Origin of the sequence: Pseudidiomarina woesei, from assembly GCF_001418345.1 — a bacterium.
GTDB classification, from domain to species: domain Bacteria; phylum Pseudomonadota; class Gammaproteobacteria; order Enterobacterales; family Alteromonadaceae; genus Pseudidiomarina; species Pseudidiomarina woesei.
The window spans coordinates 797,740-821,397 of the sequence record NZ_LIPW01000001.1 but is presented as its reverse complement, the minus strand read 5'-3'; the positions used below and the strand labels follow the sequence as shown (position 1 = coordinate 821,397).

The following is a 23,658-nucleotide window of genomic DNA, read 5'->3' as shown; positions in this document are numbered from 1 at the left end:
TTCGTTATTAGTTATTGGTCATCGTCACTTCTGAAATAACAATGTCGGTGGCGTCTGGGTTCCAGTGCGAACGCGCCACCAGCATTAACCGCCGTGCCGCCACGTTGTTTAGCTGCACGGTTTTGTCCTTTTCGCCAATCATCCAAGTTCCCGCATACACTGGCACCCAGCCAGCACCTTCAGCTTGCCGGCTAGCCAAAATTTCAAAGTCGCGAATAAAACTGTCGCGCTCATCGCTATAGTTACTGAAGGTTATGCTGCTGATATTTTGCACCGGAACTTCTGCGCCTGCGCCTAAGCTAAACTGCAAGCGCACTTGGTTGCCAATGTTGTAGGCATGCAGCGGGTTGCGCTCGCCGCTGGTGTTGGGGCCTTGTTGCAGTCGATAACGCCAATGGCTGGTGGTGTCGCCATCGCTAATGAAGCTTGCGCTAATTTGAGCGGGCGAAGCGTGTGACCAATGGGTTAAGCTCAGGGTTTGCTGCAACTGCGTTAACGGCGTTTCGCTGGTAATACTTAAGCCGTCGTTGAAAAATGGATTAATGGTTTCAAGCAACCGATCAATACGCAACACCACGCCTTGGCTGGTGTTGGCGTCCACTGACTGCAACATGCCGACCGGGGTGTTGCCGGCGAATACCAAGCTACCGCTCATGCCTTGCATGAATGGGGTGTTGGCGTCGGTGGGTTGAATATATAGCCGTAACAAGTCAACCGAGGCAATATTGGCGGGGGTGAGCACGCGTGCGCCGTCGGCACTAATGGTGCTAACGCTTAGCTGGGTGGCGCTTTTTAATGACTTTAAAACCTCAGCGGTGGCGCTGACAAAACTAGCGTAGTCAATGCCACACGCACGTTGTGCGTTGCCGGTAACCCCCAATATAGCTAAGTCATAGCCTAAGGTTTGAATGGCGGTTGCATCGCCGCGGCTGCGCTCGGCATTGCCGGCGGTAACGCTGGCAAAAAAGGCGTCGTTGACAACGTGCTCTGGCGTAATTAAATAACAGGCGTCTAAACGTTTGAGCAAGAAGCCTTGGCCAATTTCACCCGCCTCAACAAAGGTTTGAGTTATGTCGGTAGCTTGCGCATAGGCCGAGCTTATGCCGGCAAAACTGCTCACAGTTACCACACCTGTAACACCGGTAAAAACAGCCAGCGCTGCTGCTTGGCGGCGTAAATGACTCAAACTCATGGTTATAGCTACTCTTCGGTTCGTGGTACGGCGAAAATGCTTCGCAACAGTACCATCATTTCTAGAATTAAGAACATGACCGCATACAAACTGGTCATGGCAATAACCACTGGGTCATTGGCGAACCGCTTCCACATAGAGGTTTTGGCGTCGTAACCGGTACTGCCCATACGTTCAACCCGGGCCACAGTGGTTTCGCCGTGAGCGGTAACGGCCATAGGCTCGCCCGGCTCATAGCGGACAAAGCCGCGCAGTACCACGTCTTGTTGGTATTTAAAGTCGCTATGCAGTGTTACTCGGTCGCCTTCGTCTAATTGAAACTCGCCCGAGATATAACGCACGTCGCCCAGTAATTCTTGCTCAATAATGCGAATGCTACCTTCACGCAATACGGCATCTACCCCTGCGGCCACGTCGTCGCCCAAAATCATAGAGCCACGAAACGGGAATATAAGCTGTTGTGGTTGGGTGAAAATAATATCCACGTACTCACCTAATGGTGTGTAGTTGAAGTTGCTTTCTACTTCGCCCACAGAGCCGCTCTCGGTGTTGTTTTCAAGGGTGATCACTAAGCGTTCTTTGTTGTGATCAATAGTCATGGTTGCCACGGTGCCCGCTGCCACGTGAATATAACTTTCGTTGCCTTCAAGCGGAATTTGTTCGGCGGCGAAAAAATCAATAATTTCGGCGTGCTGCGGAATTTCCCATTGGTTGATACCGTTTTCGGCAATCGTCACCTTCAAAATATCGGTTTTGGCGCTTACGGTATAAATATTTACCCGCTCAGCAAACATGACATAGGCCAACAGGCTAATCATGACGGTAACAATGCTAAGAATGATCAACCGTCGTGGCCAACCGCACTGCATAAGATGGCGCAAGCGACGCGCCACAATCACGAAAAAGCCTAAACGGGTGCTGTCGTTCATAAATGATAGGCGCATTAGAATAGCAAATTAAATTCAACTGGCGGCAACATGCGGCCAGACTGACGACGCAATAAGGTAATTTTGTTTTCACCTGGTTGCAGGGCTGCCATGTCTAGCTCGCACATAGTGTCGAAGCCGGTGCGGACGCCGTCAGTAATAGCGCTGCAACGATGATTGCTATTGCTGTTGGCTACTTGTAGGCGCATAAACACGTCGCTACGGCCCGAGTTTGCTAATACATACAACTTGCTGTCGTTGGCCGGTTGCCCCCGGTAACTGACATATACGCTATCGATTTGTTGACTGTTGGTGCATTTACCAGGTGTGCTAACGACGGCGATTTCGTTGGCTTTCATGTTTTTTAACATGTCGATATGCTTGGACGGGTATTCTAGCGGGAAAACGCCGCCCGCTTCGGCCTGCTCCAGCTGGTAACTATTTTCTGAGCTGTAACTACCGTCACGAGACTGCACTTTGACGCACACGTCTTTCACTGTGGTGCTTGGCAGGCGCACAGCAAACTCGCCAGAACCCTCGCTAGAACCTTTATTCGCACCTAGGCTACCGACAAGCACGGTACCGACCAAAATGCGGCCGCTTACCGGAACGTTAGATGCGTACTGCTCCGAAAATTGCTCACCAACCAATTTTAGTTCTTGCGCTTGGGTTGGCGTTGTTAAGGTTGCCCCTGCCAACCCTATAGCACTGGCTATAACCAATAACATAGTTGAGTTTGCTGTTTTTTTCTGCAGTTTGCTGTTCATAGCCGCCTCATCCGAAAAGCGTAAAGATTATGTAAATAAGGGTCAAATATGCCATTGAATAGGGCGCGTATTCAAGAACAAATTGGCAAATGTTAAAAAAAATTCTTGCAAGATGTTTACAAATTATTTACTTTGCAATTCCAGATATCTGGATGACAAATATCTTTCATGGAGAGACATAATAATGAAAAAGCTACTTGCCCCCGCATTGCTTGCCGCATCTTTAGTTATCACTGGTTGTTCATCAACGAGTGACGAAGAAAAAGCCTCAATGGACCGTTTTCAATACATGTCCAAAGTAACCGCTGAAATGGACGAGTTGGGTTATGACAAAGTAACTGTGTTACCTGGTGCTGATGAATTTTTTAACATTGCTGCTTCTATTGCTGAGCGCCAAGTGAAGGTGATGCAAGAGTACCGTACGCAAGCCGAAAACCACGCTGACGTACAAGCGTTTTTGTATGCTCACCGTGAATCAACGCCTGAGCAGTTGAAGCTTGCGATTGTTGAGTTTGACGCCACGGCACCTTCTGAAGAGCAAAAAATTGCCGCTAAAATTGCTGCGTATAACGCGGCGTTAGAGTCGGTACGTGAAGCGAACGCAAAGCTGTTGGCGGAAATCGTTCTTGAAGGTGGTAAAGCGGCTTACATTTTGGCCCAATATAACAGCGATATCGCCAAAGCGATGGCGTTGTCATCGTTAGGTGGCTTGATGGGCGGCGGTGAGCAAACTCCGCAAAACAACGTGTTCTTAGCATTAGAACGCGCGAAAGATCACTTGTCTTTAGCGACTGAAGCAAGCGAGTTGATTTCAATTGACGAAGAAACCATTGAAGCAATTAATGCTTTACAGACTGAGTTAGAAGCGAAGTCGTAATGGCATTGTTGAAGTGGTTTGGTGCGCTGTTGCTGCTAACTTTAGCAGCAACAGGCACAGCTCAAGCTTCCATGTTGAAGCCCATGCAAAAGCCTATACAGGAACCCATGCAAGCCGGTGCCAATGAGTTGGCACAGTGGCCGCAGTGGGTTTTTGCGCCTACCTCTGACTACCCAGACACCCACCTATATGGCTTGGGCTTTGGAGCTTCGAAACGCGCTGCACGCCAACATGCTTTGGCTGAAGTGGTGCTGCAAATTTCTACCGATGTACAAGTGTTGCAACGTAGCGTTTTGGCACGCTCCAAGTCGAACGACGCAGTAGCTGTGCGTGACGACTTTGAGCAACGTTCTGCCATTGAGGCGCTTGGGGTTAAGTTAGAAAGCATTGAAGAGCAGCGCGCGGCCGCATTGCAAAGCCCCGAAGGGGTAGAGTTTGCGGTGCTGTTAGCGGTGCCCAAAGAAGCAATTATTACCAGCTTGCATGACCAAGTGCGGCCCTTTGAAAGCTTGGCGTTTCCGTATGACGACGAAACGGCGCAGCTGTTGTGGGCCTTGCAGTATCGGCAACAAATATTAGACGCATTGCGCTTAGAGCGTGCTATGGCGGCCTTAGGTGGCGGCCAACCTATGCTGCGCATGCAGCTGGAGCAACTGCAGCGCGATGTACAAAGTGTGTGGCAAGTTGCCGGTGTGCGCGTGATTGCCGACCGCACCTTAACGCCGTTAGTTGCTGGCTTAAGCGCCCAGCTGCCAAGTGCCGCGAACGATCGCTTGTGGTTGCGTTTGACGCAGAAAAAGCAAACCGCCAACAAAGGTAGTCAATTTTTTGAACGCCGCGAAGTGGTGGTGCATGTGTCACCGGCTAGCATGCCAACTAAAGTGTTACAGCAACATACCTTGCGCGCCATTGGCAAAGGCAATTCGGCCAGCCAGGCTGAGCGCGACGCTGAACAACAAATTTTAAATTTATTAGACCGCCCATTGAGTGCGTGGTTGTTTCAATAATTGGTTTTTAAACCTGTGAATGACTAGGGAAATTTTCATGCAGCTAAAGCAAATTAAGCAAATTAGTTTATCGGCACTGGCGGTGTTGGTGTTGTCAGCGTGTCAGTCGACGCCGGCTGAGCAAACCAGCAACACTCAGGTTACCAATCGTTCTTCGCAGGCCCAGGTTGCCCGTAGTGCTTATGACTTTAAAGACAGCGACATTAAGGTTCCTGCTTACTTTGATACACAAGGCCTTGATCGCTGTACCTTTGACCCGAACAACGAAAACGAAGGTTGCCCGTTGAAAAAGCCGGTGGTGCGTATGTACTTTGGCGGCACCGACGTGGGCGGTGAAGGCCAAGGCGTGCAAGCCTTGCGTGAATACGACGACAACCAGCTATTAATGATGCTAGAAAACCAATTTAGCGGCATTAACCGGTTTCGTATTATTACCCAAGACGATGACTTAATTGCCGCTGAAAAAGAAACTTATTTAGAGCAGCAGGGCGCGCGCGATTTAGCCAAGCGTTCTAGTGCTGAGCGCGTGTTAAAACCAGACTATGTGGTAAAAATTGACACCCTGCGTACGGTGAAAAACGAAGGCAGTATTACCGGTTGGATGGACTACACCTTAGAGCTTACTTCAGCGGTGTTAAACCCGTTTACCCGCGAGCTGATGTCGTACCCGAACTTAGGTAAAGTGCGGGTGACCTCTGGCGATGTGCGCGAGCGTAACGAACTGAAATTTATTATGGCCAACAACCGCTATGTAAGCGGCTTCCGTTATTTTGACTCGGCCCACGTAAACGCCGTGATTAACGACATGGCTTCGCGCGGCATTGATATTTTGCTAACCCGTATGTTGTCTGAAATGCCAGCTACCGCGCAGGTTATGGGCATTAAGGGCAACCAAGTGAGCCTAGACCGTGGCCAGAACGCCGGTGTGTTGCCGGGCGAAACCATGATTATTTTTCAATACGAAGCCGGCTTTGTGGAGCCGATTGGTGTGGCGCACGTAAACCCTTCGCGTAACAGCGCTATTGGCGAAATTACCCAGTGGAAAAACAGCGCCGTGGCCGATCAAGTTGAGAACGTCGCGAAAAACGGCATTTATCGCCCAGCTAACGGTGTGAAAATTTTTGCGGTATCGGTAGGTACCCCAGCAAACTTCTTGGAGAACCGTACATGATGAAACGCACACAATCGTATCGTTTATTGGCGATGGGTTGTGGCTTGGTAGCCAGCGTTGTTGTGGCCGATAGCGTGGGCTTTAAAAGCCATGGCGATATTTATGCAGAAGCCTGTGCCTATGGGCGCGGGCCAACTGCGGTAGCGCAAGCCCAAGCGCAGGCGACCAGCGAACTGGCAACCTTTTTACAAGGGGCAGCACTGCGCGAGTTTCAGCGTAGTGCTGACTCTTTTACTGGCGTGAACAACGAAGCGCAAATTAGCTGGCTAGAAAGCTTGCAGCAAGGCAGCCAAAGCGGCTTGTCGGCGCAGGCACTGCCGGTGGTATTAGGCAAACCCTATATTCAGGGTAACGACACCTGTGTGGCGGTGACCTTACCGCAAGGCGTGAACGCAGATTCAGTTAGCGACGACGGCCTACAATGGGACGACGCTGCAGCCGAAGTTGCGGTGGTGGTTGATGGCGAAGGTTGGCCTTCTAAAACGGGCCAAACGGCACGCCAAATTGCCGAGCTGGACGGCTTGAAGCGAGCGGTTTCGCAAGTGGTTGGCGTGTGGTTGCAGAATAACTTTACCCAGTATTCCAACTCAGAATTTGCACAAAATAATGACGCCGTGCAGGAGTCAATGCGCGACGTATTGGCGCAGCAGCTGCACTCACGCAGTGATGGCTTTGTGAAGCGCTGGCAGTTGTTAGACACCCAGCAGCTGCCGAATGGTGGCGTGAAAGTGACTTTGGAAGCGGTGGTGGCGCAGCAAGACGTAGCCCAAGCCAGCAATGATTTATTGCAAGCCATTGGCTCACCGCGGGTAAACGTAGACGCGCCAGAGCCGCTGCGTAGCTTTATTGCGGTGTGGTTGTCAGAAAACGGCATTGAAGTAAGCAAAACGGCGCCGTTAACGGTGACCGCCTATGGCGACTTACGCCGTCGCGGCAACAACGCCAGCCTAGACTTTAATGTTCAAGTGGCTGACTTGTCGGGTAATATTTACGGCAAATGGCGCAATGACCCGAGTTTGTTGGCATTGCCAGATTCTGAACTGGTAATGAACGATTTAATGGAAGTGCACTTGGCTGACCCTGCGCAAACCGAAGCCTTGCAGCAAACGTTGCGCCAAGCCTTTATGAAAGTGGTGGCGCAAGGTGGCATGGTGCACGAAGTGAAAATTGCCCGCAAATACATGGCCTCTAGCCACGAATTGCCCGGTATATTGCGCACCATTGGCGGCGTGCGTGACGTGGTTGTGGGCGGCGATAGCTCAACCGTATTGGCGCAATTGCGTTATAACGGCAGCGCCGCCGATTTAGCTTCGGCGTTGCAGCAAGCATTAGGCCCAGTATTAAACGGGCCATTGCCGCAGGCGCGTTTTGAAAACGAATTCCAGATTTTATTTTTGTAAGCTTTTTAGTCATTATTTTTAAAATTAAGGACGACCTATGAAGTCGATGACACAAAATCGTATCGCGGTAGCCGTAATGGCAGCTTGGATGGGCTGTGCGGCAATGCCCGTGCAGGCGCAGGACTTTGACTTAACCGACATGGTACCGGCGCGTCCTGGGCAAGCGGTCGAGCCACAACAAGACGTGGTTGTTGAAGACGGCATTGTTATTGCCGCCGACGAAGCAACGGCCGTTAGCGTTGCGCACCAACAGCTTATTGATAACACCCAAGACGGCGTAATGACCATTGCCGTGGGTAGCGGCGTTGGCTTGCTGTCAACCGGTTCGGCTTCGTACCAAACCTATGACAACATAAATGCGACCTTATTGTCGAAGCGCGCGGCTTATAACCAAGCGTTTTTGGCCGCCAAAAAAGGCTTGGTGGAATACCAAAAAGGCGCAGAAGTTGTGTGTAGCAACTTAGTTAGCATGCAAATGGACTACATTGACAGTGGCACTGACAGCATAGGTAACACCGCGACCAGCAGCAAAGAAGGCTGTGCGGACTCGGTTGCAGGCTCGTTGGCTGGCTATGTGACTTACGATGTGTTTGATGACACCGACAAAAAGTCGGTACGTATTAGCGTGATTTCAACGCCAAAAACCCGTGCGCAAATTCAGGCCAACACGGGCGCGGTGAACGTGGTTTCAGACCCGAATGAAGTTTTCAAGCAAGTGGTTTCAGACATTCAGAAAGGGGTGATGCCGCCGCTTGGCGCGAAAGTGCTTACCAACGCCAACACCGGTGAAGTAGTACTGATGGGCTTTGGCTCTGCCATTATTCGCCAGAACAATAACGCCCGTATTGCTTCGCGTTTGGCCGATGCCGCTATGCGTCAGTCGCAAACGCGCGCTCGTGCAGCGTTGCTGGGCACCATGCAAGGTGAAGAAATTTACTGGCGCGGTAGCTTTGACGAAAGCCAAGTAGAGTCTACAGAGCAGTTTGAATACGAAGACCCTGCGCTGCAAGACCCAAGTGAAGTTGAAAAACTTGAGCAAGAGCGCACCGTGTTCTTGAACCAGTTTAAAGAAACCCAAGACTATGGCTCATTAACCAAAGGCCAATTACCGCCGGGCGTTGGCTTGCGTAGCTTTGTTAGCGAAGACGGTTACTGGCAGTACACGGTAGCGGTTTATGCCCCGTCGTTAAGTGCCGCCGCGAAAGAAGCAGCGCGTGATCAAAATGCACGTGGCAAAGATGCGCGTGATGCACGCGGTGGCGTGAATAACAAAGGTGCAAACCCGCGTGGCGCGTCTGGTCAAGTTGCTAAGGACGACGACTTATAATGCTTAGCGCGGCACGTTTCAAAGCGGGACTAATAGGCACCGGGGTGGCGGTTTGCACGCTAGCTGTTTCGGCACCTATTTGGGCTACTAACGTTGCGAATTCTAGCGTGGCGGAGGCCAGAGCTAATGGCGCCACGCAAGCCGTGGTGACCATTGACCGTAAGCTACCGGAGCAAGCTTGGGTAAGCTTGTGCCGCAATAAGCTCGTGCAACCCCAGTTGCAAGCCACGCGTGAAGCGCTGGCCGAGCAGGTGGGGTTTAGTATTGCTGAACCAGCCGGCTATTTTGCCGGCGACATTCAGGGCTTTAAGGTACAAAGCCACACCGACGATGAAATTCGTTGCAGTGGCACTGTGGTGCCGGGCGATAGCGCGGCAAATATAGCCGGCACCGCCGTGCGCGCAGCTTGGCAAATGCACCCAGAGCTAACCTCTGAGCAATTGAAAGGCTTGCTGGGGTTAGCCCTGCGCAACCCAGTAAGTGCCGCCGACGGCGTGGTGCTGATAGCCAAATTGGCAGCCCCCGAGCAGCAACTGAGCTACTTGCAAAGCAATCTTGATGCCCAAGCGCTGCAACTTGATGACGCACGCGCAGCGGCCATGCAAATTTATATTGCCGGCCACCAATACGACACCGCGCTCGCGCTTGCGACACAATGTGACGCAGTAGACTGCCGGCGCTTGATCCCAGCAGCACAGCAAGGGAAACGCAACTATGACGCCGAACAAGCCAAAGATTTATCCAACTATTTTTAAGCCGATGATGAAAGCCATGTGTAAGCCAACATGTGAGTCAACATGTGAGCCAGCTCGTAAACCAGCATGGAAGCGTGCGGGCGTTGCGACGGCGATGGCGGCGTATGGCTTCTTGGCGAGCGCTGTACTGGCGAGCAGTGCTGTAGTGGCTAATGCAATGATGGCTAGTGCCGTGGTGCTTAGCCAGTTGGCCACTAGCCCTGTTGCAGCGGCGCAGGCGCAAGACTTTGCTGAGTTTAAAAAACGCAATCAGCAGCAGTTTTCGCAGTTTAAACAAGACCAAGAAAAGGCTTTTGCTGAATTTGTGGCGCGCTGGCAGCAAGCAGAAGCTAACTACATTCAGCAGCTACGCGAACACTGGAGCGATGCCAAAGTTTCAAACAAAACCCAGTGGGTAAAATACAGCGACGACCAACGTCAACGCACCACCGTGGACTATGAAACAGATACCGTCACGGTTGAGATTTTGGACGACGCCGGTGGCTCGGCGCAGGATACAGAAAGCGCGGTGAACGAGGCGCTGCGCCAAGTACGTGAGCTAGGCTCAACCAAGCTTGCCACCGCGGTCAGCCAAGACCCCATACATATTTCGGCCGGCATGAATTTCTCGAGTGTACGCAGCTCAGCGCACATGCAGGGGCAGTCGGTGTTGCCGGCGCAATTTACCGAAGTGAACAAGCAGCAAGCACAGGTTGAACGCCGCGCCGACCGAACCGTGGTGAAAGTGAAATTGCCGCCCGCCGCCGGTAATGACCGCGCAAGCCGCATGCTGCCATTGGCAAAAGCCTATGCGGCGCAAGCAGGCCTGTCGCCAGCATTGGTTATGGCCATTATTCATACCGAATCAAGCTTTAACCCGCTGGCGCGCTCGCCTATTCCGGCGTTCGGCTTAATGCAAATTGTGCCCACCTCGGCGGGCCGCGATATTACCGAGTACTTGCATGGTGAACAGCAGTTACTGTCGGCGGATTATTTGTACGACCCTGATCAGAATGTACAGGCGGGCACGATTTATTTACACTTGCTAAATAATCGCTATTTCAAAGGTGTACGCGACCCAGAAAGCCGCTTGTATTTGGCCATTGCGGCCTACAATACCGGCCCTGGCAATGTGTCAAAAGCCATTGCGAATAGTAATAAGCTAGCAGATGCAACACGGGTAGCGAACCGCATGACGGCACAGCAGATTTATGATCGTTTAATGGCAAACTTACCGGCTACAGAAACCAAGAACTATTTGCGCAAAGTAACCTCGCGCCAAAAACATTATCAAGAGGAATTTAATCTATGATGAACAACAAATTCAAAGGGTTATTGGCGCTTGGCGCTGTCATGACGTTAGCCGCTTGTAGCTCTAACGACGGCGCGAATACCATGCGTGAAGTAACTAAAAACGAGCAAGACAACGCACCAAGCTGGGTGTTTAACCCAGTGGTTGACGGCGCTTTAGCCAGCTCGCAATGTGTGCAGTGGAGCGGGCAGATGCAAATTGACCGCGCGCAAGTAATTGCCGCCGCACGCAACGACCTTGCCCAACAAATTCGCACCCGCGCTGCAGTATTGGATAAAACCTACAGCAGCAAAACCACCGAAGGCGTGCAAGCCGAAGTAAGCAGCAGCTTTGAGCAGGCTAGCCAGCAGTTGAGCTCAGAAGTGCTTGAAGGTTCGGTGCCAAAAGAGGTGACTTTGGCGCAAATTGATGGCCAAAAGCAGCTGTGTGCGTTGGTGGTTATGGATGAGCCGAAGCAACTGTTCGACAACATGATGAACATGAGCGGCGTTGACGCTGACCCTATGTCTGAGCAAGCCATGTACGAAACCTTCATGCTTGAAAAAACCAAAGCCGAACTTGAGGCCATGCTGAAGTAGCCCGGCGGCTTTCCGCAAGGTAACGCCGGGACGTGCGCAGCACGGTTATTCTGAAGTAGCCCGGCGTTATACGCCGGGACGTGCGCAGCACGGTTATTCTATTAACCACTGCAAATGTTCGTATATTTGCGGGGCTTCGCCCCACCCGGCGTGAAACGCCGGGCTACAAACGTAAAACCTTGGTTAATCCCGATCTTTTCGTCTATTACTTACATACACTTATGTAGGTAATTTACATTCTAAAGAAAAAGGATTAACCAATGTCATTTCCCGTATTACTCGGTATTGTCATTTTAATCTGGTTGTTGTTGGTGTTTGCTGGCGCTTTTGAGGCGTTGCGGCATCGGCTGTTGCTGCGCGGTATTCCGGTGCGCGTGCACGTGAACGGTACACGCGGAAAAACCAGTGTGACACGGCTGATTGCCGCAGGTTTGCGCGGTGGTGGTAAGCGCGTATGTGCCAAGACAACCGGCTCCGCCGCCGCCATGACCGACCCCGACGGCCGCGAATTTCCCATTTACCGCATAAGCGGTGCCAACATTATTGAGCAAATGCGCATGCTTAAGCGCATGGCCACCCTTAAGCCTGAAATTGTGGTGGTGGAATGCATGGCGCTGCAGCCGCATTACCAAAGCCTAAGCGAGCTACGTATGGTGCGCTCAACCGTTGGCGTAATAACCAATGCGCGGGCTGATCATCTTGACGTAATGGGTCCTGGTGAGCGTGACGTAGCGCTAGCACTAGCCGGCAGCACCCCGGTGCGTGGCAATTTGTTCACCGCCGAGCGCGACTTGCTCGACGTATTCAAAGACTCGTGCCAAGACCGCCGCAGCGAACTGCATGGCGTAAGCGAAGACGAAGTAGCCGCGATTTCTGACGACACCCTCGCACAATTCAAATATGCCGAACACGCCGAAAACGTCGCCTTGGCCCTGAAAGTCTGTGCTCACTTGGGTGTTGAACGAGAAGCCGCTCTGCAAGGCATGATCGCCCTTGAACCCGAAGCTGGCGCCATGCAAGTACTGCACGTACGTTACTTTGAACGCGAGCTCGTGTTTGTCAACGCCTTCGCCGCCAACGACCCCGAGTCGACCGGACGCATCTGGGAAAACATGCTCGTGAAGCACGGCTTCGCCGCCGCCGACACCGCCGGAGCCGCCGACACCGCCGCTGATACCGCCCCAGCCGCCGCCGACATCGCCGCCGCCGACACCGCGGGCAAATCGCGGCGCTCAATCATGCTAATTAACTGCCGTGCCGACCGCCCACACCGCTCCCAACAAATGGCCGAGGCCGTAGCCAACTGGACCCCCGCCGACAAAGTGGTACTGATGGGCTCTGGCACCTTTATTTTTGTGCGCGAAGCCATGAAGTTTGGGCTCGACCCCGACAAGCTACTCGTGATGGAAGGCGCACACATGACCGAAATCACCGAAGTTCTGCTTGAACAATCACTTGGCAACGCCCTGATTGTTGGCATGTGCAATATTCATGGAGGCGGCGAAGAAGTCGCGCGATTTTTCCAAAACCGAGCCGTAAACGAGGAAGACTTATGATAGCGCTGAATATATTGGCCGTGGCCATAGGTATTGGCCTGTTTTTCACATTGTTACTCACACAAACCCTAGGCTTAGCCGCTGGAGGCCTAGTTGTGCCAGGTTACGTTGCCCTGCAGTTAACCGACCCCCTAAGCCTTGCTCTGACGCTAGTTGCAGCTTTTGTGACCTACTTGATCGTCAAAATCGTCTCCAGCTTCGTCATTGTCTATGGCCGCCGCCAAACCATCATCATGATATTAACCGGCTACATAATTGCCGGCTTGTTTGACTTGTTTATCGGCAACCTCGTGAACTGGACCGACTTACAAATGATAGCCGGCGTAGATGAAGCCCAAGCCCAAGTACAAGCGCTTGAGTCGAACTTTATGATGATGGTGATGGAAAGCAGCATTATTGGCTACATTATTCCCGGCCTAATCGCCATTTGGTTTGAACGCCAGGGCGTACTGCAAACCCTATGCGGCCTAGCCGTCACCGCAGTACTCGTGCGCCTAGCACTCATCGCCATTATGCCCGAGTCGCTACACATGTACGAAGCAAGTCGCGCATTTCAAATGCCTGGTTGGTAAGCACCAGTTCGGTAAAGGAGAATTATAAACATGAGTAAATTCACCAAAATCTATTGGCGCTCTTCAGGTGTTCCGCTGTGGGGCCAAGTATTTTTGATTGCACTAGCCTTATTAGCATTAGTGTTAGCCGAGAACCTGCGCCAACGCGATCCAGTGGTCGATAAAAACTACGCCACCATGGTGAACGCCGCCAAGATCATGCGCGAAGGCATGGACGTACTGAAGCCACTACGCGCCGCACGCGCACCAATCAACCCCGAGTTCGACCCACAGCGCTCAGGCTTGATCGGCCTAGAAAACTCAGTGGTTACCACCAACCAAGGTGGACGCGAGTCAAAACAAACCACCGTGAACCCAAACTGGGCCGCAGTGGCGGTAAAACTCCTAGCCGAAGCCGGGGTTGAAGAAGGCGACTTAGTTGCCGTCACCGTGTCAGGCTCTTTCCCAGCAATGAACCTTGCTGTTTATGCCGCACTTGAAGCGATGGGCGCCGATGCAATCATCATCGCCTCCGCCTCCTCGTCTCAATGGGGCGCTAACGTACCAGGCTTCACTTGGTTAGACATGGAGCGCGAGCTGCGCGCCGCAGGCGTGATTTCAATGAAGCCAATTTACGCATCGCTAGGCGGCATTGAAGACCGTGGCATTGGCATTTCCGACGAAGGCATTGATTCACTGCGCGCCTCAATCGATCGCGCAGGTATTACCATGATCGAGCCGGCCAACTATCAAGAAGCAGTGGCAGACCGTATTGCAATTTTTCGCGAATATTCAGCGGACCGCAGCTACAAAGCCTTTGTGAACGTAGGCGGCGGGGCAACAATTGTGGGCCCGCCCGGCATTGACGACATGTTCAAGTCTGGCTTGCAAAAAGACGCCCCAGCACGCGCGTTTGCGGTGGATACCGTGATGGGCTATTTCCTACAAGAAGACATTCCGGGCGTGCACTTTATCGGCATTAAAAACTTGGCGACCCGCTATGGCTTGCCTATAGCGCCGATAGAGCCAGTGCCCGTTGGCAACGGCGGCATTTATTCAGCCACGGTGTACAACCGCTGGCTAGCGCTAGCGTTGGGCTTAGGCTTGTTTGGCATGACCTGGCTGATTGTACGCTCAGCGCGTATCACCAGTATTTTCAACCGCGCCGGCGCCCACGGTAAAGTCACCAAACCCATGGTGTAGCCCGGCGTTTTCCGTAAGGTAACGCCGGGACGTGTGTAGCCCGGCGTTTTCCGTAAGGTAACGCCGGGTAACGCGAAGCGTTGTAAATGTATAAACCGTTGCGGTGTTGAAGAGAATAACGGGGCGTTGCCCCACCCGGCGTAGAACGCCGGGCTACGGTTTAGAAGCTGTACATGGCCATGAATTGCAGGCGAGTTAGGTCGCCTTCTTGGCCTGCTTCGTTTTCGCGCTGTGCTAATGACACTTCGCCACCGAAGGTGAGTTTTTTGTCGACTGAGTGCATCAGGTTCACGCCGATGCGTTGGGTGAATTCTGTTGCTAATGAGCCTGCGAGGTTGTCTTTGTTGTCGGCCCAGCCGCGGCTGTAAACGAAGTTAGAGCGGGTGGTGTCGTTCCAGTGGTGGCGGTAGGCGAAGGTGACGCCGCTAACTGTTAGGGCTTCGAGGCTGTTGTTCGGGTCGACGTAGGCGCCGTTGAAGGTGTTTAGGCCCATGTAGCGGCCGATGCCTTTGCCGGTGGTGAATGAGGCGCGAATGTCGTTGCCGCCGTCAAATGCATATTTGGCGCCGACGGTGATGCCGTAGCCGGCGGTGGTTTCGTCTGAGCCGTTGCCGTCGATGTCATAGGCTAGCTGGCGGAATAGGCCGGCGACGCTGTATGACAAGTTGCCGGTTTTGTTTTTCCATTTGGCAGTGAAGTCTGGCATTAAGCCTTCGCCTGTTGCTTGGCGTGATACTGCGCCGGTGCCTGGGTTGATTAGGCTGACGGTGGTTTCTGGGTTTTCGATTGAGACTGACCAGTTGCCGTCGGTATAGCGTACTTGTGGTTGACGCATAAACACCATGCCGTCGGTGGCCCCAACAAAGTCTACCGACTCCGGCAAAATGCTTAAGTCTTGGAAGTTAGACCAGGCTTGGCCGATCATCCAGTTTTTGTAGGTTAAGTAGGCTTGGCGTAGGCGTGGCGCGTACGAGTTAGAAATACGCTCGTCGCCGCTTGGTACGGTCAAAAAGTCCATTTCAATGCGGCCGCTAATGGCTTCGCCGTTTTCCAGCGTTTGTTTCACGTCGAAGAAGAAGCGCGATTGGCGGGCGTGGAAGTCGGTGACTTGGTCATCGCCTTGGCCACCCACTGGCGTTAAGCTTGGAATATAGAACTGACGACCAATGTTGCGGTCAGTACCATTACCGGCTGAGCCATCGCCATAGTCTGATATCATGGCGTCGAGTTTGACGTAGCCGCTGAATGACCATTCTGGGCCGTCGGCGGCTTGTGCGCTGGTGGCTAGGCCGCCTGCTAAGCCGGTAAGTACGGCACTGGCAATTAGCGATTTGGTTAGGTTTTTATGCAACATTGCTGTGCTCCTGTTTTGTAAGATCAAATACGATATTAGCTATTGGATATTAGATATTAGCCGGGTGTGTTCGCGCGGCTTTTCGTTATTCGTTAATCGTTATTCGTGTGCTTCGCTGTTGGTCCGCGCTATGCGCTGTTTGGAAAGGCCAGTCACAAATTGTGTGGCTGAGCCGAACGCTCGAACAACGAAGTGCACGAATAACGAAGCACGTGTGGTTTAAGCTTTTAACATGATGCGGTAATTATCAATCTAGACTATGGTCTAATGGCTTGATCGGGCTCAATAACTGAAGGTATAGGGCAAGACAAAAAGCGTTATTCGTTGTTCGTACGCTTCGCTGTTGGTCCGCGCTGCGCGCTGTTCGCAAATTACCAATGACGAACAGTGAGGCGTAGCCGAATGGACGAACAGCGAAGCGTACGAACAACGAAAAGCGCAGCGAACGAACAACGAAGTAGGAGGTTTTATGCAGCACGAGACGTATAAAGTGCCGGCGGATGCCAAGGCGCGCGCACTGGTGAACAATGATAATTATTTGGCCATGTATGAGCAGAGTGTGAAGGACCCTGATGGGTTTTGGCGTGAGCATGGGCAGCGTATTAGCTGGTTTAGTCCGTTTAGCAAAGTGAAAGAGACGAGTTTTGCGCCGGGCGATGTACGCATTAAGTGGTTTGAGGATGGTACGTTGAATGCGTGCTACAACTGTGTGGACCGTCATTTGGCGGAGCGCGGTGATAAAACGGCGATTATTTGGGAAGGTGACGACCCAAGTGTTAGTGATGAGATTAGTTATAAGCAACTGCACCATGAGGTGTCGCGTTTTGCTAATGGTTTGAAGAAGCTGGGCGTGAAGAAGGGTGACCGCGTGGCGATTTATATGCCGATGGTGCCGGAGGCGGCTTACGCGATGTTGGCTTGTGCGCGTATTGGTGCGGTGCATACGGTTATTTTTGGTGGTTTTTCGCCGAACGCTATTGCGGACCGTGTGAATGACTGTGGCGTGAAGGTTGTGGTGACTGCCGACGAGGGTCGTCGTGGTGGTAAGAGCACGCCGTTGAAGGCGAACGTTGATGAGGCGTTGCGCAATGGTCGTTGTCCGAGTGTTGAGCATGTGGTGGTGGCTAAAGTAACGCATGGTGAAACGGAGTGGGACGACAGTCGCGACGTAGCGTGGGACCAATTGGTGAAAGATGTGCCAGCTGAGTGTCAGCCAGAGGTGATGAAGGCGGAAGATCCGCTGTTTATTTTGTATACGTCGGGCTCGACTGGTAAGCCGAAGGGCGTGTTGCACACCACGGGTGGTTACATGGTGTGGGCGTCGATGACTCATGAGTTGGTGTTTGATTACCATGAAGACGACGTGTACTGGTGTGCGGCTGATGTGGGCTGGATTACTGGCCATAGTTATATTGTGTATGGGCCGTTAGCGAACGGTGCGACCACGTTAATTTTTGAAGGCTTGCCAACGTATCCGGGTGTGGGCCGTATTGGTGAGGTGGTTGATAAGCATAGTGTGAATATTTTGTACACGGCGCCAACGGCTATTCGGGCGTTGATGGCGAAGGGCACTGCTGCTGCGGAAACCTCGACGCGTAAGTCGTTGCGTACGTTGGGGTCGGTGGGTGAGCCGATTAACCCGGAAGCTTGGGAGTGGTACTACAAGGTGATTGGCGAGAGCCGTTGCCCGATTGTGGACACTTGGTGGCAGACTGAAACGGGCGGTATTATGATTACGCCGTTGCCGGGTGCGACGGACTTGAAGCCGGGTTCGGCGACGCGGCCGTTCTTTGGGGTGCAGCCGGCGTTGGTAGACGCTGACGGCAATGAGCTTGAAGGCGCGGTAGACGGCAACTTGGTGATTAAAGATTCGTGGCCGGGCCAAGCGCGTACGCTCTGGGGCGACCATGAGCGTTTTGAGCAAACCTATTTCTCGGCGTATAAGAACTTGTACTTTTCGGGCGACGGTGCGCGCCGTGATGAGGACGGTTATTTCTGGATTACGGGCCGAGTGGATGACGTGTTGAACGTGTCGGGTCACCGTTTGGGTACGGCGGAAATTGAGTCGGTGTTGGTTGAGCATCCGAAAATTTCTGAAGCGGCCGTGGTGGGGTATCCGCACGATGTGAAAGGCCAGGGTATTTATGTGTATGTGTCGGCTATGGCGGGTACGGAAGTGTCTGATGAGCTGACCAAAGAGGTGCGTGACTGGGTGCGTAAAGAGTTAAGCCCAATTGCCACACCTGACTTTATTCATTGGACGCCTGATTTACCGAAAACTCGTTCGGGCAAGATTATGCGCCGTATTTTGCGCAAAATTGCGGCCAATGAGTTTGAAAACTTAGGCGATACCTCTACGCTTGCTGATCCGTCTGTGGTAGATTCTCTAATAGAAAATCGACTAAACAAGTAGCCCGGCGTTCTACGCCGGGTGACGCGCAGCGTCGTGATTGTACTTGTAGCCCGGCGTTCTACGCCGGGTGACGCGCAGCGTCGTGATTGTACGGGCATAAGCGGTGCCGAACGGAATAACCGTGCTACGCACGTCCCGGCGTGAAACGCCGGGGTACGGGCATAAGCGGTGCCGAACGGAATAACCGTGCTGCGCACGTCCCGGCGTGAAACGCCGGGGTACGGGCGACGCGTACCGACGTGGAACGGATCGAATATGGCAAAATTTTTAATAGCGGATGATCATCCTTTGTTTCGCGAGGCGCTGCAGGGCGCGCTCGCGAATCATTATCCTGAATTAACGTTGCGAGAGGCGGGCGATTTAGATGCCACGCTGGCGGCGTTGAACGAGGATGATGATCTTGATTTACTGCTATTAGACTTGCACATGCCTGGCAGTGGTGACTTATACGGGTTAATTCGCATTCGCGAAGACTACCCGTTGTTGCCGGTGGCTATTATTTCGGGCTCAGATGACCCCGCCGTAGTGGCCAAGTGCATTGGTTTTGGTGCGCTTGGCTTTATTCCGAAAAGCTTACCTTCAGCGCAAATTGCTGAGGCCATTGATGTCATTTTACAAGGTGACACTTGGGTACCGGAAGCCATGCGCGGCAGGTTAGACAACTTAACCGACGAAGACCAAGAACTTGCCAAAAAAGTCGCCGATTTAACCCCGCAACAATATCGTGTTTTGTATTTGCTACATGAAGGTTTGTTGAATAAACAAATTGCCTACCAATTAAGTATTACCGAAGCTACGGTGAAAGCCCACATTACTGCGATTTTCCGCAAGCTTGGCGTGTATAGCCGTACGCAAGCGGTGTTATTGGCTGAGCGTTTACAGTTGGAATCACCGACACCCTAGTCGGCTTGTGCCAGAAAACACCGTAAACAATTCTATACACGTCTGGTTGATTACTGGTCAGATGTCAAATTTAAGCTTTCTCTAAAGTTAACAAGGCCTGCGTGGTTCGTGGCCTTCAGCGACATCGTGCGCGTTACGCCGTGCGCGAACTTTAGATTTTGTTAGTGTTCATAATTAGTTACATGAAATTATTGTTAACAGTTTATGTATCTGTTGTTAGTATAGATGGCTCCTAAAACCAACAAGGAACAGGGAAATCTAATGAAAATAACAAGAAATCGGATATCGGCTATCGCCGTAGCCGTTGCCGCAGGCCTGACAGGTGTTGCCGCTGTTGCTGCGCAACAGTTAACGCCAGTTGAAGGCAAGCTGAAGGTGGTTGAACAAACCGCCGTTACGGTAAAAAACAAAGCAGCGATTAAAGCTGCGAATCAGCGTCAGCAGTTTACGCGCTATATTATTGAATTTGAAAACGCACCGGTGGCGACTTATCGTGGCGGCTTACCTGGCTTTGCGGCTACGTCGGCACAAGCAACGGGTGCGAAGCAACTGGATGTGAAAGCGCAGCCAGTGCAGACCTATCAACAGTTCTTATTAAGCCAACAGCAGCAAGTGTTAGCTGACATAGCTCGGGTTGTGCCTGGTTTACAAACAGAACGCCAACTAACGCTTACTTTCAATGGTGCTATTGTTAACGATCAAAGTGGTCAGTTGTCGGCCGCTGAGTTTAAGCGTCGGCTGATGAAGGTGAAGGGCGTGAAAGCCGTTTACGAAGATGAGCTGTACTACGTTGATATGGACGCCTCAAATGATCTGATTAATGCCCCTGAAGCGTGGGCGTTATTAGGCGGTCAAGATGCGGCTGGTCAGGGTGTGAACGTGGCGGTTATTGATACCGGTATTGATTTTGCCCACCCGATGTTTAGCGACAATGGCCACGACGCACCTGATTTAGGTGTTAATGATGACTACTGTGCAAGTAACGCTGAAGTTTGTAACGATAAATTAGCTGTTGCTCGTTATTTCCCAGCACCAAGTTCAGTTCATCCTGAAGAGTTTATGGACTCGCCGATGGACATGAATGGTCATGGTACGCATGTTGCTGGTACGTCAGTGGGTAACCCTGTGAGTGCAACTTTTAACGGTGTTGCGATGAACTTTTCGGGCGTGGCACCAGGTGCCAACTTGCTCGTGTACAAAGCCTTGTGGATGACCGCTGATGGTCGTGGCTCAGGTTTAACTTCTAGTTTAGCGTCTGCACTAGAAGCGGCTGCTGGCGACGGTGCTGACGTTATTAACAACTCGTGGGGCGGTGGTGCCGGTGGCGCGCCAGAGAATAGCCCGTATAGCAGCATTATGAAGTCGCTTGACGAAATGGGTGTGATTACGGTTACTTCGGCTGGTAACTCTGGCCCAGGAGCTCAAACGGTTGGTTGCCCAGGCTGTGTTGAGGAAACGATTACTGTGGCGAGTACGCAAACTGGCCGTATGTTTATTAACGAACTTGAAGTGTCGGGCTTTGGTTCAGTTTCGGCGAACTTAGGTAACGGTGACTTTACAGTTGTTGAGCCGATTACGGCTGAATTGTTGCCGGCTGTACAGGTTGATGAAGCGAATACGGAAGCCTGTAATGCGTTTGACGCTGATGCTTTTGCTGGAAAAATTGCGTTAGTTACGCGCGGAACCTGTTCGTTCGAGCAAAAAGCCAACACCGTTCAAGCCGCCGGTGCGGTAGGTATGGTGCTTTATAATAATGCCGACGGCATTGTGATTATGAGCATGGGCGCTGCCACTTTACCGAGCGTTTCAATTTTACAAGCGGATGGCTTGGCTATTGAAGAAGCTTACGAAAGTGGTATGGAAGCGACGATTAACCCGAACACTCGAGTTATGGTTGATGCCAATGTTGATATTCTGTCGGACTTCAGTTCGCGGGGGCCGAACGGTAACCCGAATATGCTGAAGCCAGAAATTGCAGCGCCAGGTTCTGATATTTTATCAGCGGCACCAGGCCAAGGTTTCGCGATGATGAGCGGTACCTCAATGGCTGGCCCACATGTGGCAGGTGCAGCGGCACTTGTGCGTGCACATAACCCTGAGTTGTTGCCGCAGCAGGTGAAGTCAATTCTGATGACGTCAGCAAAATTAGGCGTGAAGAAAGAAGATGGCGAAACAATGGCTGACGCCTTTGATGTGGGTGCTGGTCGATTAGAATTGCCAAGCGCTTTGAACACGGCGGTAACCGTTGACGTGGCTTCGTTCGCGAATCCAATGTGTTTGAGCAACTGTACCTTTGAGCGGACGCTAACTAGCGTGGTTGATGAAGCGACTGAATGGCAAGCTTCGGTAAGCTTTGTGGATAGCAACATGGCGGCTGACTTTACTCAGACCATTGCACTTGAAGCGAACGGTAGCGCTGCGTTTGATGTCACTATTAATGGCGCTTATGCTGCTGAAGGCTGGAACTTCGGTACCTTAACCCTTACCGATAGCAGCGGAACTTACGCTGACGTCAACATGCCAATTGCGGTATACACGATGTTATCAACCGACTCTGGCTCGTTAACTGGCGGTATTTCTGAAGGTAGTGCGACAACTGGTGAAGACATGGTAACAAGTATTGTTAACGCCATGGGTTACACCGGTGAAGAAGTCACACTAACGGCACAATACCCAACTGACGAAGCCTTTGTTTTAGATACGGACTCGGTCACTGTTGTAGAAACCGGTGCAGTAGCGACAAGCAGTGAGTTTGATGCTGAAACTCGTAGCTTTACCTGGGTAGGTTCACAAACTGATGTACCAGGTGAAGTGACGTTCACGGATGCGTCGACCAGCTTCGCGTATGCTAACTTGAGTTTGGATGATTTAGCGGCTGAAACTCCTGACTTCAGTTTCGAAAGCGTTTGTACTGAAGGCTGCGATGAAACGGTATTAAGCCTTGACTTAAGCGCAGTTGAACAGAACTGGGAATTCGGTGGCGAAACCTTCACGCAACTGCATATGTGGGAAAACGGTGTGGTTGAATTTGGTGAAGGCGGTGCGTTGTACACCTTTATTACGCAAGACTTGCCAAACCCATCTGATCCAAACGGCATTGTTGCTGCATTCTGGAACGACTTCGAAGTATTCGCTGAAGACGGTGAAATGCGTTATGCGTTAGTTTCAGATGAAACCGATACCTACTTAATTTTAGAGTGGTATCAAGTGCGTGAATGGAATGATCCGACTGGTCCTGCATTTACCTTCAACGTGTGGTTTAAACTGAGCAGCGATGAAGTGTATGTCAACTTGTTGGATATTGCGCAAGGCGATGCGCCATTTGGCACCATTATGGGCTTGGAAAACACCGATGGTAGCGAAGGTGGCTCTGTGAGTTACAGCGCAAGTAACCCGGCGGTTAATGAGTCAACGACTGCATTAAGCTATGCCGCGGGCACGAAAGCTTCGGTAGTGGTCAATGCGACCGCACAAGTTGCTGACTTTGGTGAGGTTGGTAGTGCTAGTGGTGAAGGCAATCATCGTTTAGGTATCACAGTTGATCTTTCTGAAGCTGTGGGTAACCCAGAACGTAGCTTTGTTACGCTGATGAGCGCGGAAAGTGGTAGCGTCTCAGCCGAAGCCGTTATGCCAATTCGCATTGCACCAAATGGTGCGTTGCAAGGTGAGGTGGTAAGCGCACCGGAGAACGGTACGGTGAACTTTGATGGCCTTGTGGCAACCTATACAGCAAATATGGGTTTTGTTGGCGAAGACAGCTTTAGTTATCGCGCGGTAGACGCGGATGGCCAAGTTTCCGGCAGCAACACTGTAACGGTGACAGTGACCAATACTGCGCCTACAGTGACCGCCTCAGCGCCAGAGTCAGCTGACGGTGGCGATACGGTTGAGTTAGAAGCGGTAGGTACAGATGCGGATGAAAACGCGTTAACTTACACGTGGGAGCAAACCGGTGGTGCTGAAGTTGAGTTAACTGGCGCCAATACCGCCTTGGCTAGCTTTACCGTGCCGGAGCTTGATGCAGAAAGCACAGCTACCTTTACGGTGACGGTATCTGACGGTGCTGCAGAAGCGGAAGCGACAGTGTCTGTATTACTGACGGCGACCGAAACTGAAGAGCCAGAAACGCCACCGGCTTCTGGTGGTAGTTCAAGCAGTGCTTTCGGTTGGTTGTTTACGCTGTTGGCATTACCGCTAGTGTGGCTGCGTCGCCGTATGGTGTAACGCCCGTTAGCTAGCTATTTACAGCTATTCTCATGTTAAGGCGGCAGTTTTACTGCCGCCTTTTTTGTGCGTGAAATATTTTGTTACAGCTGGCTAACAAAATAGCTTCATTCGTAAATTTTATGTGGTAAATTCGTACGGTGCATTTGTACAACTGTGCAAG

General features: G+C 51.9%; 18 protein-coding genes. 14 read left to right on the top strand and 4 right to left on the bottom strand.

Translation table 11 applies throughout. The annotated features are described in order from the left end of the window. Positions 1-7 precede the first annotated feature (7 nt). Genes ASC40_RS04035 through ASC40_RS04025 form a run of 3 tightly spaced genes read right to left on the bottom strand, consistent with a single transcriptional unit; the run spans position 8 to position 2,885 of the window. Complete coding sequence (locus tag ASC40_RS04035; protein ID WP_055438460.1) at positions 8-1,192, bottom strand: hypothetical protein; 1,185 nt, start codon at positions 1,190-1,192, stop codon at positions 8-10. Positions 1,193-1,200: 8 nt separating this feature from the next. Next, positions 1,201-2,121, bottom strand: coding sequence for a hypothetical protein (locus ASC40_RS04030; RefSeq protein ID WP_141656097.1), 921 nt, complete (start codon positions 2,119-2,121; stop codon positions 1,201-1,203). 14 nt (positions 2,122-2,135) lie between these two features. After that, positions 2,136-2,885, bottom strand: coding sequence for a hypothetical protein (locus ASC40_RS04025; RefSeq protein WP_055438458.1), 750 nt, complete (start codon positions 2,883-2,885; stop codon positions 2,136-2,138). Between the two features lie 184 nt (positions 2,886-3,069). Here ASC40_RS04025 and ASC40_RS04020 point away from each other — a divergent pair, with 184 nt between their 5' ends. From ASC40_RS04020 to pgsW, 11 genes are all read left to right on the top strand, one after another. Then, complete coding sequence (locus ASC40_RS04020) at positions 3,070-3,762, top strand: hypothetical protein (protein ID WP_055438457.1); 693 nt, start codon at positions 3,070-3,072, stop codon at positions 3,760-3,762. Further along, complete coding sequence (locus ASC40_RS04015; protein WP_055438456.1) at positions 3,762-4,769, top strand: LPP20 family lipoprotein; 1,008 nt, start codon at positions 3,762-3,764, stop codon at positions 4,767-4,769. Before ASC40_RS04020 ends, ASC40_RS04015 begins: the two co-directional genes overlap by 1 nt. Positions 4,770-4,806: 37 nt before the next feature. Then, positions 4,807-5,940, top strand: coding sequence for a hypothetical protein (locus ASC40_RS04010; RefSeq protein WP_055438455.1), 1,134 nt, complete (start codon positions 4,807-4,809; stop codon positions 5,938-5,940). Continuing rightward, a complete protein-coding gene (locus tag ASC40_RS04005; RefSeq protein ID WP_055438454.1) occupies positions 5,937-7,340 on the top strand; it encodes a hypothetical protein in 1,404 nt (467 codons plus the stop codon). The genes ASC40_RS04010 and ASC40_RS04005 overlap by 4 nt, the downstream gene beginning before the upstream one ends. A 37-nt stretch (positions 7,341-7,377) precedes the next feature. Next, entirely contained in the window at positions 7,378-8,667 is a 1,290-nt protein-coding gene (locus ASC40_RS04000; protein ID WP_245622174.1) for a hypothetical protein, read from the top strand. Further along, a complete protein-coding gene (locus ASC40_RS03995) occupies positions 8,667-9,422 on the top strand; it encodes a hypothetical protein (RefSeq protein ID WP_055438453.1) in 756 nt (251 codons plus the stop codon). The genes ASC40_RS04000 and ASC40_RS03995 overlap by 1 nt, the downstream gene beginning before the upstream one ends. Next, positions 9,382-10,713 carry a transglycosylase SLT domain-containing protein gene (locus tag ASC40_RS03990; RefSeq protein WP_055438452.1) on the top strand — a complete coding sequence of 444 codons (1,332 nt, stop codon included), beginning with the start codon at positions 9,382-9,384 and terminating at the stop codon, positions 10,711-10,713. The genes ASC40_RS03995 and ASC40_RS03990 overlap by 41 nt, the downstream gene beginning before the upstream one ends. After that, positions 10,710-11,291: a hypothetical protein gene (locus tag ASC40_RS03985; protein ID WP_055438451.1), complete on the top strand. Its 582-nt coding sequence runs from the start codon at positions 10,710-10,712 to the stop codon at positions 11,289-11,291. Before ASC40_RS03990 ends, ASC40_RS03985 begins: the two co-directional genes overlap by 4 nt. Positions 11,292-11,551: 260 nt before the next feature. Next, the gene (pgsB, locus tag ASC40_RS03980) at positions 11,552-12,847 is read left to right on the top strand and encodes a poly-gamma-glutamate synthase PgsB (protein ID WP_055438450.1); all 1,296 of its coding nucleotides are present in this window, start codon (positions 11,552-11,554) and stop codon (positions 12,845-12,847) included. Then, the gene (gene pgsC, locus ASC40_RS03975) at positions 12,844-13,419 is read left to right on the top strand and encodes a poly-gamma-glutamate biosynthesis protein PgsC (protein ID WP_055438449.1); all 576 of its coding nucleotides are present in this window, start codon (positions 12,844-12,846) and stop codon (positions 13,417-13,419) included. The genes pgsB and pgsC overlap by 4 nt, the downstream gene beginning before the upstream one ends. A gap of 30 nt (positions 13,420-13,449) precedes the next feature. Continuing rightward, positions 13,450-14,601 (top strand): poly-gamma-glutamate system protein, encoded by a 1,152-nt coding sequence (gene pgsW, locus ASC40_RS03970; protein ID WP_055438448.1) that lies wholly within the window; start codon positions 13,450-13,452, stop codon positions 14,599-14,601. Between the two features lie 160 nt (positions 14,602-14,761). Here the strand turns inward: pgsW and ASC40_RS03965 are convergent, their stop codons facing one another. Then, positions 14,762-15,955, bottom strand: a complete 1,194-nt coding sequence (locus ASC40_RS03965; RefSeq protein ID WP_055438447.1) for a DcaP family trimeric outer membrane transporter — start codon at positions 15,953-15,955, stop codon at positions 14,762-14,764. A gap of 469 nt (positions 15,956-16,424) precedes the next feature. Between ASC40_RS03965 and acs the strand changes: the two genes are divergently transcribed. The 3 genes from acs to ASC40_RS03950 all read left to right on the top strand — a co-directional run bounded on the left by acs (position 16,425) and on the right by ASC40_RS03950 (position 23,495). Then, positions 16,425-18,368 (top strand): acetate--CoA ligase, encoded by a 1,944-nt coding sequence (gene acs / locus ASC40_RS03960; RefSeq protein WP_055438446.1) that lies wholly within the window; start codon positions 16,425-16,427, stop codon positions 18,366-18,368. Between the two features lie 255 nt (positions 18,369-18,623). After that, positions 18,624-19,271: a response regulator transcription factor gene (locus ASC40_RS03955; RefSeq protein ID WP_055438445.1), complete on the top strand. Its 648-nt coding sequence runs from the start codon at positions 18,624-18,626 to the stop codon at positions 19,269-19,271. Positions 19,272-19,532: 261 nt separating this feature from the next. After that, on the top strand, positions 19,533-23,495 hold the full coding sequence (locus ASC40_RS03950) for a S8 family serine peptidase (protein ID WP_055438444.1): 3,963 nt from the start codon (positions 19,533-19,535) through the stop codon (positions 23,493-23,495). Positions 23,496-23,658: the final 163 nt, after the last annotated feature.